The 16,084-nt window shown below is 71.2% G+C and carries 15 protein-coding genes and 1 tRNA gene; 12 read left to right on the top strand and 4 right to left on the bottom strand.

Translation table 11 applies throughout. The annotated features are described in order from the left end of the window. Positions 1-4: 4 nt before the first annotated feature. Both BLV01_RS11410 and BLV01_RS11405 read left to right on the top strand, forming a co-directional pair. A complete protein-coding gene (locus BLV01_RS11410; protein ID WP_254782603.1) occupies positions 5-1,231 on the top strand; it encodes a phosphatidylinositol-specific phospholipase C1-like protein in 1,227 nt (408 codons plus the stop codon). 128 nt (positions 1,232-1,359) lie between these two features. Continuing rightward, positions 1,360-3,006: a CehA/McbA family metallohydrolase gene (locus BLV01_RS11405; RefSeq protein ID WP_175485870.1), complete on the top strand. Its 1,647-nt coding sequence runs from the start codon at positions 1,360-1,362 to the stop codon at positions 3,004-3,006. A 255-nt stretch (positions 3,007-3,261) separates the two neighbouring features. Here the strand turns inward: BLV01_RS11405 and thiS are convergent, their stop codons facing one another. Beyond that, a complete protein-coding gene (gene thiS / locus BLV01_RS11400; protein WP_091799183.1) occupies positions 3,262-3,462 on the bottom strand; it encodes a sulfur carrier protein ThiS in 201 nt (66 codons plus the stop codon). Positions 3,463-3,962: 500 nt separating this feature from the next. Here thiS and BLV01_RS11395 point away from each other — a divergent pair, with 500 nt between their 5' ends. The 4 genes from BLV01_RS11395 (at position 3,963) to BLV01_RS11380 (ending at position 7,370) form a co-directional block, all read left to right on the top strand. Then, positions 3,963-5,777: an autotransporter outer membrane beta-barrel domain-containing protein gene (locus BLV01_RS11395; protein ID WP_091799028.1), complete on the top strand. Its 1,815-nt coding sequence runs from the start codon at positions 3,963-3,965 to the stop codon at positions 5,775-5,777. Between the two features lie 300 nt (positions 5,778-6,077). After that, positions 6,078-6,151, top strand: a tRNA-Gly gene (locus BLV01_RS11390). Positions 6,152-6,493: 342 nt separating this feature from the next. Beyond that, entirely contained in the window at positions 6,494-6,895 is a 402-nt protein-coding gene (locus BLV01_RS11385; RefSeq protein ID WP_091799025.1) for a hypothetical protein, read from the top strand. 115 nt (positions 6,896-7,010) lie between these two features. Beyond that, positions 7,011-7,370, top strand: coding sequence for a bleomycin resistance protein (locus tag BLV01_RS11380; RefSeq protein WP_091799022.1), 360 nt, complete (start codon positions 7,011-7,013; stop codon positions 7,368-7,370). Between the two features lie 31 nt (positions 7,371-7,401). On the opposite strand, the gene BLV01_RS11375 is transcribed toward BLV01_RS11380, so the two are convergent. Further along, positions 7,402-8,337, bottom strand: coding sequence for a hypothetical protein (locus BLV01_RS11375; protein WP_091799019.1), 936 nt, complete (start codon positions 8,335-8,337; stop codon positions 7,402-7,404). Between the two features lie 123 nt (positions 8,338-8,460). Between BLV01_RS11375 and BLV01_RS11370 the strand changes: the two genes are divergently transcribed. The 6 genes from BLV01_RS11370 to BLV01_RS11345 all read left to right on the top strand — a co-directional run bounded on the left by BLV01_RS11370 (position 8,461) and on the right by BLV01_RS11345 (position 14,125). Then, positions 8,461-8,841, top strand: coding sequence for a VOC family protein (locus BLV01_RS11370; RefSeq protein ID WP_091799016.1), 381 nt, complete (start codon positions 8,461-8,463; stop codon positions 8,839-8,841). A gap of 155 nt (positions 8,842-8,996) precedes the next feature. After that, positions 8,997-9,674: a hypothetical protein gene (locus BLV01_RS11365; protein WP_091799012.1), complete on the top strand. Its 678-nt coding sequence runs from the start codon at positions 8,997-8,999 to the stop codon at positions 9,672-9,674. A gap of 349 nt (positions 9,675-10,023) precedes the next feature. Next, on the top strand, positions 10,024-10,521 hold the full coding sequence (locus BLV01_RS11360; protein WP_091799009.1) for an ATP-dependent zinc protease family protein: 498 nt from the start codon (positions 10,024-10,026) through the stop codon (positions 10,519-10,521). 118 nt (positions 10,522-10,639) lie between these two features. Further along, entirely contained in the window at positions 10,640-11,548 is a 909-nt protein-coding gene (rimK, locus tag BLV01_RS11355) for a 30S ribosomal protein S6--L-glutamate ligase (protein WP_091799006.1), read from the top strand. A gap of 555 nt (positions 11,549-12,103) precedes the next feature. Then, positions 12,104-12,784 (top strand): response regulator transcription factor, encoded by a 681-nt coding sequence (locus BLV01_RS11350; protein WP_057946468.1) that lies wholly within the window; start codon positions 12,104-12,106, stop codon positions 12,782-12,784. A 3-nt stretch (positions 12,785-12,787) separates the two neighbouring features. Further along, positions 12,788-14,125: a sensor histidine kinase gene (locus tag BLV01_RS11345; RefSeq protein ID WP_254782602.1), complete on the top strand. Its 1,338-nt coding sequence runs from the start codon at positions 12,788-12,790 to the stop codon at positions 14,123-14,125. A gap of 172 nt (positions 14,126-14,297) precedes the next feature. Here the strand turns inward: BLV01_RS11345 and BLV01_RS11340 are convergent, their stop codons facing one another. Together BLV01_RS11340 and BLV01_RS11335 are read right to left on the bottom strand one after the other, a co-directional pair. Next, a complete protein-coding gene (locus tag BLV01_RS11340) occupies positions 14,298-15,212 on the bottom strand; it encodes a branched-chain amino acid transaminase (protein WP_091799003.1) in 915 nt (304 codons plus the stop codon). 121 nt (positions 15,213-15,333) lie between these two features. Continuing rightward, on the bottom strand, positions 15,334-16,053 hold the full coding sequence (locus BLV01_RS11335) for a DUF4124 domain-containing protein (protein WP_175485868.1): 720 nt from the start codon (positions 16,051-16,053) through the stop codon (positions 15,334-15,336). Positions 16,054-16,084: the final 31 nt, after the last annotated feature.

Genomic DNA, 16,084 nt, shown 5'->3' with positions numbered 1-16,084 from the left:
GGACATGAAGGCTTGGGCGTTGCCGATGTTGGCGTTGGGGCTGTGCTGCGCGCTGGCCGGAGCGGCGCGCGCGCACGACGAGCCGGCCGCGCCGCGGCCGGTCGATCCGGCCTGCAAGCTCGACGCGGCCGACGCGGCGCAGGCCGGCCCGGATTGCGGCGAGGCCTGGATCGACCACAACCTCGGCCTCGCCGACGTCCAGGCGATCGGCACCCACAACAGCTACAAGCGCGCGATCCCGGCCGAGGAACTGGCCGCGCACCGCGCCCGCGACGCCGCCGGCGCGGATTCGCTCGACTACGCCCACGCGCCGCTGCACGAGCAGCTCGAACTGGGCATGCGCCAGTTGGAGCTGGACGTCTACTACGACCCGCAAGGCGGCCGCTACGCGCATCCGCCCGGCGCCTTGCGCCGAGGTTATGGCGAGGCCGGGCCGTGGCCGGCGGGCGTGGCCGCGCAGATGGCGCAGCCGGGGTTCAAGGTCATGCACCTGGCCGACATCGACTTCCGCAGCCAGTGCATGGTCTTCGTCGAATGCCTGCGGCAGATCCGCGCCTGGTCGCGCCAGCACCCGCAGCACGCGCCGATCCTGATCCTGATCAACGCCAAGGACGGCCAGAGCGGGCCCGGCGCGGTCGCGCCGCTGGCGTTCGACGCCCGCGCCTTCGATGCGCTCGACGCCGAAGTGCGCGCGGTGTTCGCGGCCGCCGAACTGATCACCCCGGACGACGTGCGCGGCCGCGCCGCGACCCTGCGCGAGGCGGTGCTGGCCGGCGGTTGGCCGACGATCGGCGCCTCCCGCGGCAAGCTGCTGTTCGCGCTCGACGAGGAGCCGCGCAAGGTCGCGCTGTACCGCGGCGCGCGGCGTTCGCTGCAGGGGCGGGCGATGTTCGTCAACGGCGACGAACGCTCGGCCGACGCGGCTTACCTGACGATCAACGACCCGCTCAAGGACGGCGAGCGCATCCGCAAGGCGGTGCAGGCGGGGTTCCTGGTGCGCACCCGCGCGGACGCCGACACGGTGGAGTCGCGCCGCAACGATCCGGGCCGGCGCGAGGCGGCCTTCGCCAGCGGCGCGCAGTACATCTCCACCGATTATCCCAGGCCCGACCTGCGTTTCAGCCGCTACCGGGTGACCTTCCCGCGCAGCGAAGTGGTGCGCTGCAACCCGCTGCGCGCGCTGGACCGCTGCAATCATCGCGCGGTCGAGGCGGCGGAAAAACACGATTGAGTTCGCGCGATGGGCGACTCGCGGATAAGGACCAGGCGATGAATTGTTGGGCGATCCCGCTTGCTTGCCGCCGTCGTTCCCGCGAAAGCGGAACTCCAGGGCTTTTCGTGCGCGAACGCTCGAGGTCGATGGATTCGCGCTTACGCGGGAACGACGGCGCGGTGCGGCCCGGTCGACCGCGCTTCCCGAGCGCGACAGCGCGTGGTTTCTTACAGACGTGTGCACTCGTATCCGCGCTGTCCGCATCCTGTCTGAGCACTCCTTCGTTCGCGCAAGCGATCCAGCCGGCGAACGAGGCAGCGCAAGCGAAATCGGCCGCAGCCGGCGCCGTCGACCTGATCCTGCAAGGCCGCATCGCCGGCAGCGAAAACCAGACCTATCGCGAACTCCCGTTCCAGGTCCCCGCCGGCACCGCCCGCATCGAGGTCGAGTTCGACTACGACCGCAGCGACAAGACCACCATCGACCTGGGCCTGATCGGACCCGGCGACTTCCTCGGCCACGACGGCTTCCGCGGCTGGAGCGGCGGCAACAAGCGCAGCTTCACCGTCGCGGCCAGCGACGCCACCGCCTCGTATTCGCCCGGCGCGCTGGCCGCGGGCGAGTGGAAGCTGCTGCTCGGCATCCCCAACATCCGCGCCGGCCGCAGCGCCGCGTACACCGCGCGCATCCGCCTCACCCCCGCGGCCGCGGCCGACGGGGCGCCGCAAGAGAACCGCGCGCCGCTGCGCAACGAACCGGGCTGGTATCGCGGCGACCTGCACATGCACAGCGCCCACAGCGACGGCAACTGCGCCAGCCAGAGCGGCGCGCGCGCGCCGTGCCCGTTGTTCCTCAGCGCCAAGGCCGCCGTCGCCGCTGGCCTGGACTTCGTCGCGGTGACCGAGCACAACACCATCTCGCACCTGCCGGCGCTGCGCGAACTGCAACCGCACTTCGACCGGCTGTTGTTGATCCCCGGCATGGAGATCACCACCTTCCAGGGCCACGCCAACGTGTTCGGCGTGCGCGCCCCGGTCGACTTCCGCGTCGGCAGCGCCGCGGTGCCGGATTGGAACGCGGTGCTGGCGCAGTTGCGCCGGCGCGGCCTGCCAGTCTCGATCAACCACCCGATCCGGCCTTCCGACGAGCGCTGCATGGGTTGCGGCTGGCCCCCGCATCCGGCCGCCGACCTGAGCCTGGTCGGCATGGTCGAGGCGATCAACGGCGGCGACGCCGACACGCCGGGCTCGGGCATCGCGTTCTGGCAACGCGAACTCAGCGCCGGCCACCGCCTCACCGGCATCGGCGGCAGCGACAACCACGACGCGCCGACCGCCGCCGAGGAGCCCTTCGGCCCCAGCCGCATCGGCCGGCCGACCACGGTGGTGCACGCGCGCGAGCTGTCCGAGGCCGGCATCCTCGACGGCCTGCGCGCGGGCAACGTGTTCGTGGACGCCTTCGGCAGCCGCGACCGCCTGCTGGACGTGCAGGCCCGGCACGGCGCCGATGAAGCCGCGATGGGCGGCGAACTGGTCGTGCCCGCGGGCCAACGCGCCAGCGTGCGCGTGCAGGTGCGCAACCTCGCCGGCGGCCGCATCGAGGCGACGGTGGACGGCGCCAAGGCGGCGTTGATCGCGCAGCCGCAAGTGAGCGCGGCGCAACAGACGTTGGAGTTCGACTGGCCCAGCGACGGCCGCCGCCATTGGCTGCGCATCGACGTGCGCGATGCGCAGGGGCGGCTGGCGCTGATGGGGAATCCGGTCTACTTCAACTGGGGTGCGCAGCGCCCTTGAGCCTGCGGGTTCGCAGGGGAGAGCGGGAGCGAAATCGCCATCGATTCCGGCGAAACCGGAACCTATGTCCGATCTCGCATGGCGCAACCGCCGGCGACGACGATCCCGCCCGCAGCCCGTGTAGGCGCGGCGCAAGCCGCGACCGCGCCACTGCATTCACGGCGGAAGTTCCCTCGTCCCGCGCAACCCCGCGGTCGCGGCTCGCGCCGCAGCTACAGGCAGCGAGTCTCAACAAGCCGCAACCGGACGCCGCCCTCAGCCGCCGCCCAGCGCGTGCACGATCTCGACCTTGTCCCCTTCGGCCAGCAGCGTCTCGCCATGGCGCCCGCGCGGCACGATCTCGCCGTTGATCTCCACCGCGACCCGCCGCTCGCCCAGGCCCTCGGCCGCGAGCAACTGGACCAGGGTGACCGGCGCGACCAGGGCGCGCGCTTCGCCATTGAGCAGAATATTCATGCCGGCATTGTCGCCGCTGCCGCGCGGCGCGGCCAGCCGCGCGGCCCGCCGCGACCGCGTCCGGCGCGCGCAGCGCCAGCCCGCGCGGCGCCTGCATTCGCCGCGTCGGGCGCTGCCGCGGCGCGCCAACGGTTGCGCCGCGGCGCCGCCGCAACCGCCAAGCCCGGCAACAACCCGGCCGCGCCGCCGAGCCTGCCGGCGCCGGAACCCGCGCCGCCGCCTCCCGCCCGTGCCGGCGTCGTGACCTCCGGCCCCGGTGCATCCGCGCCGTCGGGCGCATAATCCGCCGCCGGGAGCCGGCGCGCGCGCCCGCGGCTTTGCCGCGCTGCGCCTTGCCAGCCTCGCCGTCACCGTGTTTCGATTCGCGCCATCCGTCGCCATGCGCTGCCGTATGCGCTGCGCCCACCGCCGGAAGCACGCCTGTCCGGCGCTCGCGCCGCCCGTTCCCGGGCCGCGGGCGCCGCCACCGCAAGCCCCATGAGAAGCAAGGAAGTGCATTGATGAAAACCGCTCGTACCGCGCTGGCCGCCGCCCTGGCGCTGGCCGCCGCCCCGGCCTTCGCCGGCGGCCCTTATTCGCAGACCGTCTTCATCGGCGACAGCCTCACCGATTCCGGCCACTTCCGTCCGGCCCTGATCCAGGCGGTCGGCCCCAACGGCGCGCTGATCGGCCGCTTCACCACCAACCCGGGCCTGGTCTGGTCGGAATGGCTGGCCGACTACTACGGCACCAGCGCCGCCAGCGACAACCAGGGCGGCACCAACTACGCCGTCGGCGGCGCGCGCACCGGCACCAACACCGCCGGCGCGCTCGGCCCGATCGATTCGCTGGCGACCCAGACCACCAAGTACCTCGCCGCCAACGGCGGCCGCGCCGATCCCAGCGCCCTGTACACCGTGTGGGGCGGCGCCAACGACCTGTTCGCGGTCGCCGGCGGCGCGCCGGCGCAGGCCACCATCGGCGCGGCGGTGACCGCGCAGGTGGGCGTGGTCGCCGCGCTCAACAATGCCGGCGCCGAGTACATCCTGGTGCCGAACATCCCCGACCTGGGCTCGACCCCGCAGTTCCGCGCCGGCGGCCCGGCGCAGATGGCGGCCGGCAGCCAGCTCGCCACCACTTACAACAACGCGCTCTACGGCGGCCTCAGCGCGGCCGGCCTGCGCTTCATCCCGCTGGACACCTTCAACCTGATCCGCGAAGTGGCGAACAACCCGGCGCCGTTCGGCATCAGCAACGTCACCGGCACCGCCTGCAACCCGCAGATCACCGCGTCCTCGGTCACCTGCAGCCCGGCGAACTACGCCGCGCCGGACGCGCCGAACTCCTACGCCTTCGCCGACGGCGTGCATCCGTCCTCGCGCTCGCACCAGATCCTCGCCGACTACGCGGTCTCGGTGCTGGAAGCCCCGCGCTTCATCGCGGTGCTGCCGAACTCGGCCTCGATGACCGGCCGCGCCCGCGCCGACCAGGTCGCCAGCCACGCCGAGCGTCCCGACGGCGACGGCATGCGCTGGTGGAGCAGCCTGCGCGGCGACTTCCAGCGCTACGGCCACGGCGATGTCTACGACGGCGCCGGCCCGGCGCTGACCGGCGGCCTGGACTGGTCCCGCGGCAACCTGGTGTTCGGCGGCTTCCTCGGCTACGGCCAGCAGAAGCAGGACTTCGGCCTGCGCAACGGCGAATTCGAGCAGAAGGAAGCCAGCATCGGCGGCTTCATCGGCTGGTACGGCGAGCGCGCCTGGGTCAACGGCCAGCTGAGCTACACCAAGCTCGACCTGGACATCGACCGCAAGGCCAACCTCGGCATCGCCACCCGCAACCACCACGGCTCCACCGACGGCAAGAACGTCACCGCCGCGGTCAACGCCGGCTACGAGTTCGGCGAAGCCCTGCGTCACGGCCCGGTGCTCGGCGTGGTCGCCCAGCGCATCGACATCGACGGATTCGCCGAAAGCGACCCGACCCTGTCGACCTCGCTGGCCTACCCCGACCAGAGCTACGACTCGCTGATCGGCAGCGTCGGCTACCAAGTCAACTACACCTACAGCGAGACCTTCCGCCCCTACGCCCGCCTCACCCTGGACCGCGAGTTCGAAGACGCGCCCAAGAACGCGCAGGCGCGCCTGCAGAGCCTGCCGGGCACCGGCTGGTACTCGGTCAAGAACCGCCAGTTCGACCAGGACTACGGCACCTTCCTGTTCGGCGTGCGCACCAAGCTGTTCGGCCTGGACGCCAACCTCGGCGCCAGCGCCACCGTCAACCAGGACGGCGGCAACAACACCACCGTGTTCGCGCAGCTCGGCGGCGGTTTCTGACGCCGGCGACGGCGGCCCTTGGGGCTGTCGGCGTTCGATCTTGAAGCGATGGGAAACCGGGCCGCGAGGCCCGGTTTCTTTTTTTGCAGGCTCGGCGGCGACCGTCGTTGCGGGACCGGCGACCGGAGCCGGAAGCATCGGGCCCGAAGGCCCATCCACAAGAGCGGCCGAAGCTTGCATGCCGTTGTGGGAAGGCCTTCAAGCCCGACGCTTTCATCGCCGCGGCGGCCGGCCCCGCACTCGCACCTTGCCCGCCCCGATTTGCCTCCCGCGCCGCCGCGGCATAAACTTCGACCCGACGCGGGTGTAGTTCAATGGTAGAACTGCAGCTTCCCAAGCTGCTAGCGTGGGTTCGATTCCCATCACCCGCTCCATCTTCTCGCTTCCCTGGCGCGCAACGTGCCGGATCGATCAGGAAGCGCCATCCCAGCCTTGCCACACACTTTTCGACGACTCGCCTGTAGGCGCGTTAGCGATTTTCCTGGCGTTGCCGGCGACGACCGCAACGAGGCCTTCGAGATGATCTGCAAGCCGTATCGGCACGTCCAGGCGCCGGTGACGGCGCAGTACGCGCAACGCCGTTGAGGCGCGCGACCCGGACTCGCCGCGGCAGGGCCGCCACGGCGCGATGCCGCCGCAATCGGCCAAGTCCGCGGCGCTTGAGCCGTCCGAGGTCCCACTATGATGAGGCCTGGATCGGATCGCTCAGGACGAACATGCAATCGAAAGCGGATGCGAACGCAGCCTGGGCGCTCGGCCTCCTGGACTGGAACCGCGCGCACCTGACCCACGACAGCGACTTGAGCGAGGTCGCCGTCGGCGAGCGGTTCGCGGAACGGTTGGTGGTCAAGGCCAACGGGCGGACCTATGAGGCCGATCGGCGTACCTACAAGGAATTCCTCGACGGGTTCCGGCGCACGATCGCGGCCATCGACTACCAGGTGCACGAGGTGGTGGCGAACGAGGCGTCGGTAGTCCTGGTCATGGGCGCCCGCGTCGACCGGCGCGACGGGTCGGTCGATCGCTTCGAGGCGATGCTGCTGTTGAAGTTCGATGGGTCGGGATTGGTCGAGCTGTGGCAGGAGGTCTACGTCAAGGCGGAAGGCCCGGCGGGCTGACGCGGCCGCGAGGCGGCAATCGGCGGCGAACCCGCGGCGGCGGCATCGCGCGCGCGAGGGTGCGACACTGCGGCGGCCTCTCGCCATTGTCGCCTCATCTTCCAGGAGCGTCCGCATGCGCCAGACCGTCATCCCGCAACTGCGCATCCTCAGCGCCGGGCGCAGCCTGCCGTTCTATGTCGACGGGCTGGGCTTCAGCGTCGATTGGCAGCACCAGTTCGAGCCGGGGTTCCCGCTGTTCCTGCAGATCACCCGCGAAGGCCAGAGCTTGTTCCTGACCGAACACGCCGGCGATTGCGAAGTCGGCGGCGCGGTGTATCTGATCGTGCCGGACGTGGACGAGTGCCACCGCCGGTTCCTCGCCAACGCGGTGACGCCGACCGAGGCGCCGCAAGACACGCCGTGGGGCAGTCGCGAGATGCTGGTGACCGATCCCGACGGCAACCGTCTGCGCTTCGCCACCGACGCGGGCTGACGCGGCGGCGCTGGCAAGCGCGGCCGGCGGGTCAGTCGCGATCCGCGTCGGCGCCGTCGCGTTGCGACCGATCCACGGTCGAACGGATCTCGCCGCGCTGCCACTGCGCCAGCCGCTGCGAATAGCGCGGCGCGATGCGGTCGAAGTTTTCCCAGCTGTCTTCGGTCATCGCTTCGCCGGCCTTGCGCCAGTAATTGGCGTCGCCGAACAGCTCGCGCACGTCGTGCAGGGCGCTGGCCGCGTCCGGCGCCATCAGGCGCTTGGCGTAGGCGTGGCAGAACGATGCGTGGCGCGGGCGCACGTCGTCCTGCCACAGCAGGCCGCCGAGCGTGCCGGACAACAACCCGAGCGGGGTGGTCCTGCGTTCGCGCAGCGCAGCGAGGGCGTCGGCGTCGAGGCGGCCGGCGCGCAGCACGTCGTTGAGCGCGCACCAGGCGGCGAAGAAGCCGTCTTCGACCGAGTGCGCGGGGTCGCCGCCCGGGTAGATCGTGGCGTAGTCCGATTCTTCGGCCACGCGTATCAGCAGATGCAGCGGTCGGTCGCGGTCTTGGTCCAGGGTCGCCTTCGCTTCCAGCCCTTCGCGCGGCGGCAGCAGGGCGTAGCGCACTTCCTCCAGGCCGCCTTCGACGCGGCGGCGGAAACGCGCGCGCAGCGCGGCGTCGTCGAGCGACCAGTCGAATCCCGCCGGCAGCGAGCCGCGGTAGTTCGGATAGACGAAGGCGTGCGACACCCACGACACCCAGCGACGGCCGTCCTTGCGCGGCGGGAAATAGGCGCGGTTGACGATCTGCGCGGTGGCGGCCACTTCCAGGCCGAGCTTGCGGTTGCCGATATGCACGCTGTTGCCCGGCGTGGCGTTCTTGAACGGCTTGACCCCCATCGCCTGCGCCAGGCGCGCGGCGGCGGGGTCGTCGATGCGCTGGCCGAGCGCGTCGAGCAGGAGCGCGGTGAGGTCGGTGGCGGTCATGGGCGTGCCAAGCGATTCGTGGGGCCGGCCCGCGCCGGCGGCTCGCGGATGATAGCGGCGGCGCGATTGATCGCGCCGCCGCACCGGCCCATGCTCGCGGCTGCCTCCGGCCGGACACCGCGCATGAACCTCACCGCCGTCGAGATCAAAGCCTTCGTTCCCGCACGCGATTTCGAACGCGCCAAGGCGTTCTACCTGGCGCTGGGGTTCGAGGTGCCGTGGTCGTCGGACGAACTGGCCTATGTGCGCCACGGCAACACCAGTTTCCTGTTGCAGCGCTTCTACGTGCCCGAGCACGCCGGCAACTTCATGATGCACCTGCTGGTGGAGAACGCCGACGACTGGCACGCGCAGGCGCTCGCCGCCGGCGTGGTCGAACGCTTCGGCGTGTGCCTGGAACCGCCGCAGGACCGGCCCTGGGGGCTGCGCGATTTCGTCCTGACCGATCCGTCCGGCGTGCTGTGGCGGATCGGCCACAACCTGCCGCTGGCGATGGCCGGCTGAGGCCGGCTCGCTTGCGGCGGACCGGCGTCGTTGGGTGGCGCGCGGCGCGCGCTGCTTGAACGCCGGGCAACTGCGCGCAGCGCCCGGTACTCGCGAGCGCCCGCGCTTGTGCGCACACTCGCGCGGTTCGCACGACTCGCAGGGATGGAAGAGGAATGCAGGCGGAGCAGTGGGCGCGCACCGCGCCGGCAGTGCGCAGTCGCGCGGCGCGCGAGGTTTCGCGCAGCGAATCGATACTGGCGTGGACGGCGGTGGCGGCGTTCCATGCCGCGCTGTTCTGGCTGGCCGGCAAGGCGTTGATGCCGCGCAGCGCGGCCGTGGACGCGCAGGCGTTGACGTTGGTGTGGTTGCCGCCTGCGGCCGAGCCTGCGCCGCGCGAGGACGCGGCGGCGCAACCGGCGGCTGCGCGTGCGCCGGCGCGGTCCGCGTTGGCGCGTCCGCCGCCGCCTGCGCGCCTGCCGGTCGAAGCCGCTGTGCCCGCCGACGAGGCCGATGCCGGCCTGACCGCAGTGGACCTGGGCGCCGCGCCGCCGGCGCCGGTCGCGCCCGCCGCCGGCCCGGCCGCGCGCGCGCCCTGGGACGCGCCGCCGTCGGCGCCGGCCAAGCCTTTCGCCAGTCGCGTGCCGGTCCTGCCGGGGCAGGGCGCGCAGCGCTTCCGCATGCGGCCGCCGCGTTCGATCGCGTCCACGGTCGGGCAGATCGGCTTGCTGTTCGGCGGCGGCGGTCCGTCGGATTGCGAGGAGACGCGAAAGAACATCCGCGAGCTGGCCGTGCTCGGCGCCGAAGCGGTGGCGCAGGAAGTACAAGAGGAACGGCGCAACTGCCGCAACTGATCCGGCGCGGTCCGCGCGTGCGCGCCGACGTTCGCGGCGCGAATCCTGGCGGCGCGCCGGGGCGCCGGCGTGGCTGAATCGGTCAGGTTCGCAGGCCGCGCCGCGCGCCGGCCGATGTAAAAAAATCATTCCCTCCCGCCGCCGCAACGAACGCATCGACGCTCGCAATGCGGCCGAGTTAGACTGCGCGCCCGGTCGCGTCGGCCCGTCCGCCGCCGCGCATCGCATCGCAGCCACGGGCGGCTTCCGCACCCGCTGCGGACCGGCCGGCGCGCGGCCGCGAAGCCGCCGCCGTCGTCTCTTGTTGTCGCCCCCGAGTCCTTTCAGCGTTCGCCACAACGGAGGTGCGATGTCTTCCCCGATCCTGTCTTCGCCGGTGCCCGCCGCGGGCCTGTCCGGCCCTGCGCCGATCGTCCTGGGCTGGCGCGAGTACGCCGCCCTGCCGGTGCTGGGCATCGCCGCGGTGCGCGCCAAGATCGACACCGGCGCGCGCAGCTCGGCCCTGCACGTGGACGCGCAATGGCGTTTCGTCGAGGCCGGCGCGCCGTGGGTCGGCTTCCGCCTGCGCCCGGGCGCGGTCGGCAGCGGCGAGGTCGAGGCGCTCGCGCCGGTGGCCGACGAGCGCGAGGTCACCGATTCCGGCGGCCACCGCACCCGCCGCGTGTTCATCCGCACCGTGCTGAGTCTGGCCGGCAGCGAGCGCGAAATTGACATGAACCTGGCGGATCGTCGCGGCATGCGCTTCCCGATGCTGCTGGGCCGGACCGCGGTCGCGCACGCATTCACCGTCGATCCCGCACGCTCGTTCCTGCACGGACGCGTGCGCCGCCGCCCGCCGCGCGCCTGAGCCGCCCCGTCCCGGCCGGCGCATTCGACAACGGCGGGCTCGACCCGGCACGCTTGAACCCGCGCGCGCACGCCCCATTTCCGCCGGACCCCCTTCTCATCTTGCAGCCGACCCCGCCATGAAGCTCGCGATCCTGTCGCGCAACACCAAGCTCTACTCGACCCGCCGGCTGGTCGAAGCCTCGCGCGACCGCGGCCACAGCGTGCGCGTGCTCGACCCGCTGCGCTGCTACATGCGCATCGCCTCCGACGGCTTCCAGATGCACTACAAGGGCCGCGAGATCGCCGGCTACCACGCGGTGATCCCGCGCATCGGCGCCTCGGTGACCCGCTACGGCTCGGCGGTGCTGCGCCAGTTCGAGCTGATGGACAGCTACAGCCCCAACACCTCCGACGCGATCCTGCGCGCGCGCGACAAGCTGCGCAGCCACCAACTGCTGGCCGCGCAGGGGATCGGCCTGCCGGCGACGGTGTTCGGCGACAACCCCGACGACACCGCCGACCTGCTGTCGATGCTCGGCCCGCCGCCGCACGTGATCAAGCTCAACGAGGGCACCCAGGGCGCCGGGGTGATGCTGACCGAGAAGCTGTCGGCGTCCAAGGGCGTGATCGAGGCGCTGCGCGGGCTGTACGCGAACTTCCTGGTGCAGGAGTTCGTCGCCGAGGCCAAGGGCGCGGACCTGCGCTGCTTCGTGGTCGGCGGCAAGGTGGTGGCGGCGATGAAGCGGCAGGCGCCCAAGGGCGACTTCCGCTCCAACCTGCACCGCGGCGGCACCGCCAAGGGCGTGCGCGCCAGCGCCGCCGAGCAGGACGTGGCGGTGCGCGCGGCCCAGGTCCTGGGCCTGGGCGTGGCCGGCGTCGACCTGATCCGCTCCGCGCGCGGGCCGCTGGTGCTGGAGGTCAACGCCTCGCCGGGCCTGGAAGGCATCGAGGAGGCCAGCGGGGTCGACGTGGCGGTGGAAATCGTCGACTACGTGGCCGGCCGGGTCCGGGAAAAACCGGCGCGTCGGCTGGCCGCGAGACGCTGAACGGGGCGTTTTCCCGGGGTCTGGCTTGCCCGATCCCCGGCAAATGGCAAGCCGGGCAGGTCATCTGTCGGCGACCTGCCGAACGGCAGGTCCCCGGCGCGGAAGGGCCGGGCCCGGACGACTCCAATTTCCGGTTGCGGATAACTTTTATTTAACGCGGCTTTTAACGACGGTTTAATCGAAATCCGCGTAGCTTTAGCCCACCGAAGCACTGCCGCTCCACCCAATCACGCTCCTCGTCAGACGTCTTCTGGGCGAACGCAGGTTACGGTAATCGGGGCAACACCTTTTGGCCCAGGCGCGGTGGCCCCGCGTCTGGGCCTTTGTTTTTCCGGCCCCGGTCCGGGCGGCGCATCCGGGCATCGGGGGCCATGACTTCTGGCCCATTCGCCGGTTCCAGGCGATGACGCCTGCTTGCGGGCAGGGGCGTTTCCCGTTCATTTTACAAACGCTCTGGCAGAATCCTCCGCCTGCCGTCGCCGCTTCGCGCGCGACGCCTAAGGAACCTGTTGCGTGCGGCCATGGTCGTACCGCCACCCCCACTGGGACGAGCTCATGCGCATCCTCGTAATCGAAGACAATCAGGACATCGCCGCCAACCTCGGCGACTTTCTCGAAGACCGCGGCCACACCGTCGACTTCGCCGCCGACGGCATCACCGGCCTGCACCTGGCCGTGGTGCACGACTTCGACGCCATCGTGCTCGACTTGAACCTGCCCGGCATCGACGGCCTGGAGGTCTGCCGCAAGCTGCGCAACGAAGCGCGCAAGCAGACGCCGGTGCTGATGCTGACCGCGCGCGACAGCCTCGACAACAAGCTCGCCGGCTTCGACTCCGGCGCCGACGACTACCTGATCAAGCCCTTCGCCCTGCAGGAAGTGGAAGTGCGCTTGAACGCGCTGTCGCGGCGCGGCCGCGGCGTGCAGACCCGGGTGCTCAACGCCGCCGACCTGGAATACAACCTCGACACGCTCGAAGTGCGCCGCCAGGGCAAGCTGCTGCAGCTCAACCCGACCGCGCTGAAGATCCTGCAGGCGCTGATGGAGGCCTCGCCGGCGGTGGTCACCCGGCAGGAACTGGAGACCCGGGTGTGGGGCGAGGAGCTGCCGGATTCCGACAGCCTGCGCGTGCACATCCACGGCTTGCGCGCGGTGGTCGACAAGCCGTTCGACACCCCGCTGATCCAGACCCGCCACGGCATCGGCTATCGCATCGCAGCGCCCGAAAACGGCTGACGCGTGGCCTCGTCCGACCCTTCCGCGGCGCGGCTGAAAAAGAAGAAGCGCTTTCGGCGGCGCTTGCGCAGCCGCATCATCCTGTCGTTCGTGCTGCTCGGTTTCGGGCTGACCACGATGTTCGCCTTCGCCACCAACTGGACCCGCACCCGCGTGGAGAACCAGTTGATCGAAGACGCGATGAACCGAAACATCGAGAAGGCCGCGCAGCAGTTCGAACTGGCGCCGGGCAACCCGCAATTCGGCTTCGACCAGGTGCGCGCGTTCGTCTATACGCCGGACAAGTTCGAGTCGGTGCGGGTCAACCGGCCGGAGTGGTACGAGCTCAAGGACGGCATCGTCACCATGAACGGCGTCGGCGACGACGGCCGCCCGTTCGCCTACAAGCTGGCGGTGCGCAAGACCCCCAAGGCCTGGTTCTTCCTGGCCTACGACACCACGTCCTCGGCGCGCAGCGAGGCCCAGTTCAACCGCGCGCTGTATCTGTCGGTGCTGGTGTTCACCCTGTTCTCGCTGCTGGTGGGCTTGTGGGCGGCCTCGCGGGTGATGAGCCCGGTGTCGGAGTTGGCCAACCGGATCAAGCGCTCCGGCCGCAGCGCCCAGTCCGAGGCGCTGGCCGCGCACTTCCCCGACGACGAGGTCGGCCAGTTGGCCGAGGCGCTGGACGACTACGCGGTGCGCCTGACCAACGTGGTCCAGCGCGACCGCGAGTTCAACGCCGACGTCAGCCACGAACTGCGCACGCCGCTGGCGGTGATCAAGGGCGCGGTCGAGTTGTTGCTGTCGCGGCCGGATCTGGAAGAGAAGAGTCGCAACCGATTGTTGCGGATCCAGCGCGCCGAGCAGCAGTGCACCGACCTGATCAGCGCGCTGCTGTTGCTCTCGCGCAACGAGCGCGGTCACGGTTCGACCGACCTGGCCCGGTTGTCGGAGCAGTTGCTCGACGCGCATCGCGCGCAGATGGGCGCCAAGAACCTGGCGCTGAGCCTGGAAGGCGAGCGCGGGCTGGTGGTGGACGCGCCGGAAGCGGCGATCGCGGTGGCGCTGGGCAACCTGATCGGCAACGCGGTCAAGTACACCACCGAGGGCAGCGTGGTGGTGCGGCTGCATCCGGATTCGATCGACGTGATCGACTCCGGCCCGGGCTTGAGCGCGGAGGATGCGGCCAAGCTGTTCGAGCGCGGCTACCGCGGCACCCATGCCGGGCACTCGCAAGGCGGCGGCATCGGCCTGTCGATCGTGCGGCGCCTGTGCGACCTGTACGGCTGGGACGTGCGGGTCAAGCCGGGCGAGGAGCGCGGGGTGGTGGCGACGTTGCGGTTCTCGCGCGCACCGCAGTAAGCGCCGTGCCTTGGGCTGTTGTGGGAGGGGCTTCAGCCCCGATGCCTTTCGCTCAGGTCGTCGCGATCCGAGGCAAGAGCATCGGGGCTGAAGCCCTTCCTACAACAGCCAAGCGCAAAAAAAAGCGCCGCGTCCGCTCCCGGCGGCCGCGGCGCTCTTGTTCGCACAGCGCTTACTTCACCGCTTCCAGCCAGCCGTACTTGTCGGCGGTCTTGCCGTTGAACAGGCCGAAGAACAGTTCCTGGATGCGCTCGGTGACCGGGCCGCGGCGGCCGCTGCCGACCTGGCGGCCGTCGACCGAACGGATCGGGGTGATCTCGGCCGCGGTGCCGCACATGAACAACTCGTCGCACAGGTACAGGTATTCGCGCGGCAGGTCGCGCTCGACCACTTCGATGCCGGCGTCGCGGGCCAGGGTGATGATGGTGTTGCGGGTCAGGCCGTTGAGCAGCGCCGCGCTGACCGGGGTGGTGTGCAACGCGCCGTTGAACACCAGGAACAGGTTCTCGCCGGCGCCTTCCGAGAGCAGGCCGGTCGAGGCCAGGGCGATGCCTTCGCCGAAGCCCAGGCGGCGCGCTTCGCGCGCGACCAACTGGCCCGACAGATAGTTGCCGCCGGCCTTGGCGCCGGCCGGGATGGTGTTGGGGGCGAAGCGCTGCCAGCTGGACACGCAGGCGTCGATGCCTTCCTCCAGCACGCTCGGGCCGAGGTACTGGCCCATCTTCCAGGTCGCCACGGCCACGTCGGTGGGCGTGTCGGCCGACAGGCCGAAGCCGCCGAGGCCGCGGTAGGCGACCGGGCGCAGGTAATCGGTGCTGTGGCCGTTGGCCTTGATCACTTCATGGCAGGCGGCGTTGATCTGCGCGAGCGAGTACGGCACCGGCATGTCGTAGATCTTGGCCGAGGCGAACAGACGCTGGTTGTGGTCGTTCAGGCGGAAGATGATCGGGCCGTTCGGGGTGTCGTAGGTGCGGATGCCTTCGAACACCGACGAGCCGTAGTGCAGCGCGTGCGACATGACGTGGGTGGTCGCTTCGGCCCAGCGCTTGATCGAACCGTTGTGCCAGATCCATTCGGGGTATTGCATCGTCGGCTTCCGTCGTCGGGTGGGGAAACCGCTATTGTGCCCTGCGCGGTCGCCCCTTCCCAACGCGACTGCGGCGTATGGGCGTGCAGGGCGCGTCGGATACGCCCATTCAGGCGCGGCTTCAACCGCCCTTGATCCACCAGCAGCCGAAGTGGCGGGTCAGCCCGAACACGGTGCGCGACGGGGTGACGCCGTTGGCGAGTGTCTGTTCCAGGCGCAGCGCGACCGGCGCGGCGCGGCGGCGCGCCGGGGCGGGTGCGGCGTCGGAGTCGGCGACGGCGGCGGTGTCCGCGGCGGGCGCGGGCGCCGGGTCGGCGTCCATGCCGGCGGGGCGGCCCAGGCCGGTGGCGGGCGCGGGCGGCGGTGGCGGCGCGACCGGCGGCAGCGGCGCCAGCGCGGCGTTCGGCGCGGCCGCCGGCAGCGTGGTCCACGGGCCGGGACGCGGCGGCGCGGGTTCGGGCGCGGCGCCCATCACCGGCGCGATGTCGAGCAGCGGCCGCTGGGCGATCGCGTCCAGGCGCTGGATCACCGCATAGCCCTGGTCGTCGGACATGCCGGCGAAGTGATACACCGCGGCGAGCTTGTTGCCGTCGTGGGCGTCGATGGCGGTGGTGATCGCGCCGACCAGGTCGCGCAGGTTGCGCGCGCACCCGCCGGCGTACGCGGCCTCGGGCTTGGCCGCCGCGGCGGCGCCGCGCGGCAATCGATCCACGCCGCCGGCCGCGGCGCAGTCGCGGTCGGTGTAGACCGAGTTGCCGTGCGCGTCCGTGCAGCGGTGGATCTGCGCCGGGGCGACGGCGGGAAACAGCGCCGCCGCGGCGAAGGCGAGCGGCGGCAACAAGCGGAGGCTGGGACGGACGGGCGAAGGCATC

Source organism: Lysobacter sp. yr284, assembly GCF_900107375.1.
Lineage (GTDB): Bacteria > Pseudomonadota > Gammaproteobacteria > Xanthomonadales > Xanthomonadaceae > Lysobacter.
Note: the sequence above shows the minus strand (reverse complement) of the source record. Positions and strands in the feature narration are given on the sequence as shown.

What these genes read in the sequence shown, in the direction of transcription:
- BLV01_RS11380 (WP_091799022.1), top strand. Translation starts at nt 7,011, where the DNA reads ATGCGCCAGACCGTCATCCCGCAACTGCGCATCCTCAGCGCCGGGCGC.
- BLV01_RS11360 (WP_091799009.1), top strand. Translation starts at nt 10,024, where the DNA reads ATGTCTTCCCCGATCCTGTCTTCGCCGGTGCCCGCCGCGGGCCTGTCC.
- BLV01_RS11340 (WP_091799003.1), bottom strand. Translation starts at nt 15,212, where the DNA reads ATGCAATACCCCGAATGGATCTGGCACAACGGTTCGATCAAGCGCTGG.
- BLV01_RS11350 (WP_057946468.1), top strand. Translation starts at nt 12,104, where the DNA reads ATGCGCATCCTCGTAATCGAAGACAATCAGGACATCGCCGCCAACCTC.
- BLV01_RS11410 (WP_254782603.1), top strand. Translation starts at nt 5, where the DNA reads ATGAAGGCTTGGGCGTTGCCGATGTTGGCGTTGGGGCTGTGCTGCGCG.
- BLV01_RS11385 (WP_091799025.1), top strand. Translation starts at nt 6,494, where the DNA reads ATGCAATCGAAAGCGGATGCGAACGCAGCCTGGGCGCTCGGCCTCCTG.
- thiS (WP_091799183.1), bottom strand. Translation starts at nt 3,462, where the DNA reads ATGAATATTCTGCTCAATGGCGAAGCGCGCGCCCTGGTCGCGCCGGTC.
- rimK (WP_091799006.1), top strand. Translation starts at nt 10,640, where the DNA reads ATGAAGCTCGCGATCCTGTCGCGCAACACCAAGCTCTACTCGACCCGC.
- BLV01_RS11395 (WP_091799028.1), top strand. Translation starts at nt 3,963, where the DNA reads ATGAAAACCGCTCGTACCGCGCTGGCCGCCGCCCTGGCGCTGGCCGCC.
- BLV01_RS11370 (WP_091799016.1), top strand. Translation starts at nt 8,461, where the DNA reads ATGAACCTCACCGCCGTCGAGATCAAAGCCTTCGTTCCCGCACGCGAT.
- BLV01_RS11365 (WP_091799012.1), top strand. Translation starts at nt 8,997, where the DNA reads ATGCAGGCGGAGCAGTGGGCGCGCACCGCGCCGGCAGTGCGCAGTCGC.
- BLV01_RS11375 (WP_091799019.1), bottom strand. Translation starts at nt 8,337, where the DNA reads ATGACCGCCACCGACCTCACCGCGCTCCTGCTCGACGCGCTCGGCCAG.
- BLV01_RS11405 (WP_175485870.1), top strand. Translation starts at nt 1,360, where the DNA reads ATGGATTCGCGCTTACGCGGGAACGACGGCGCGGTGCGGCCCGGTCGA.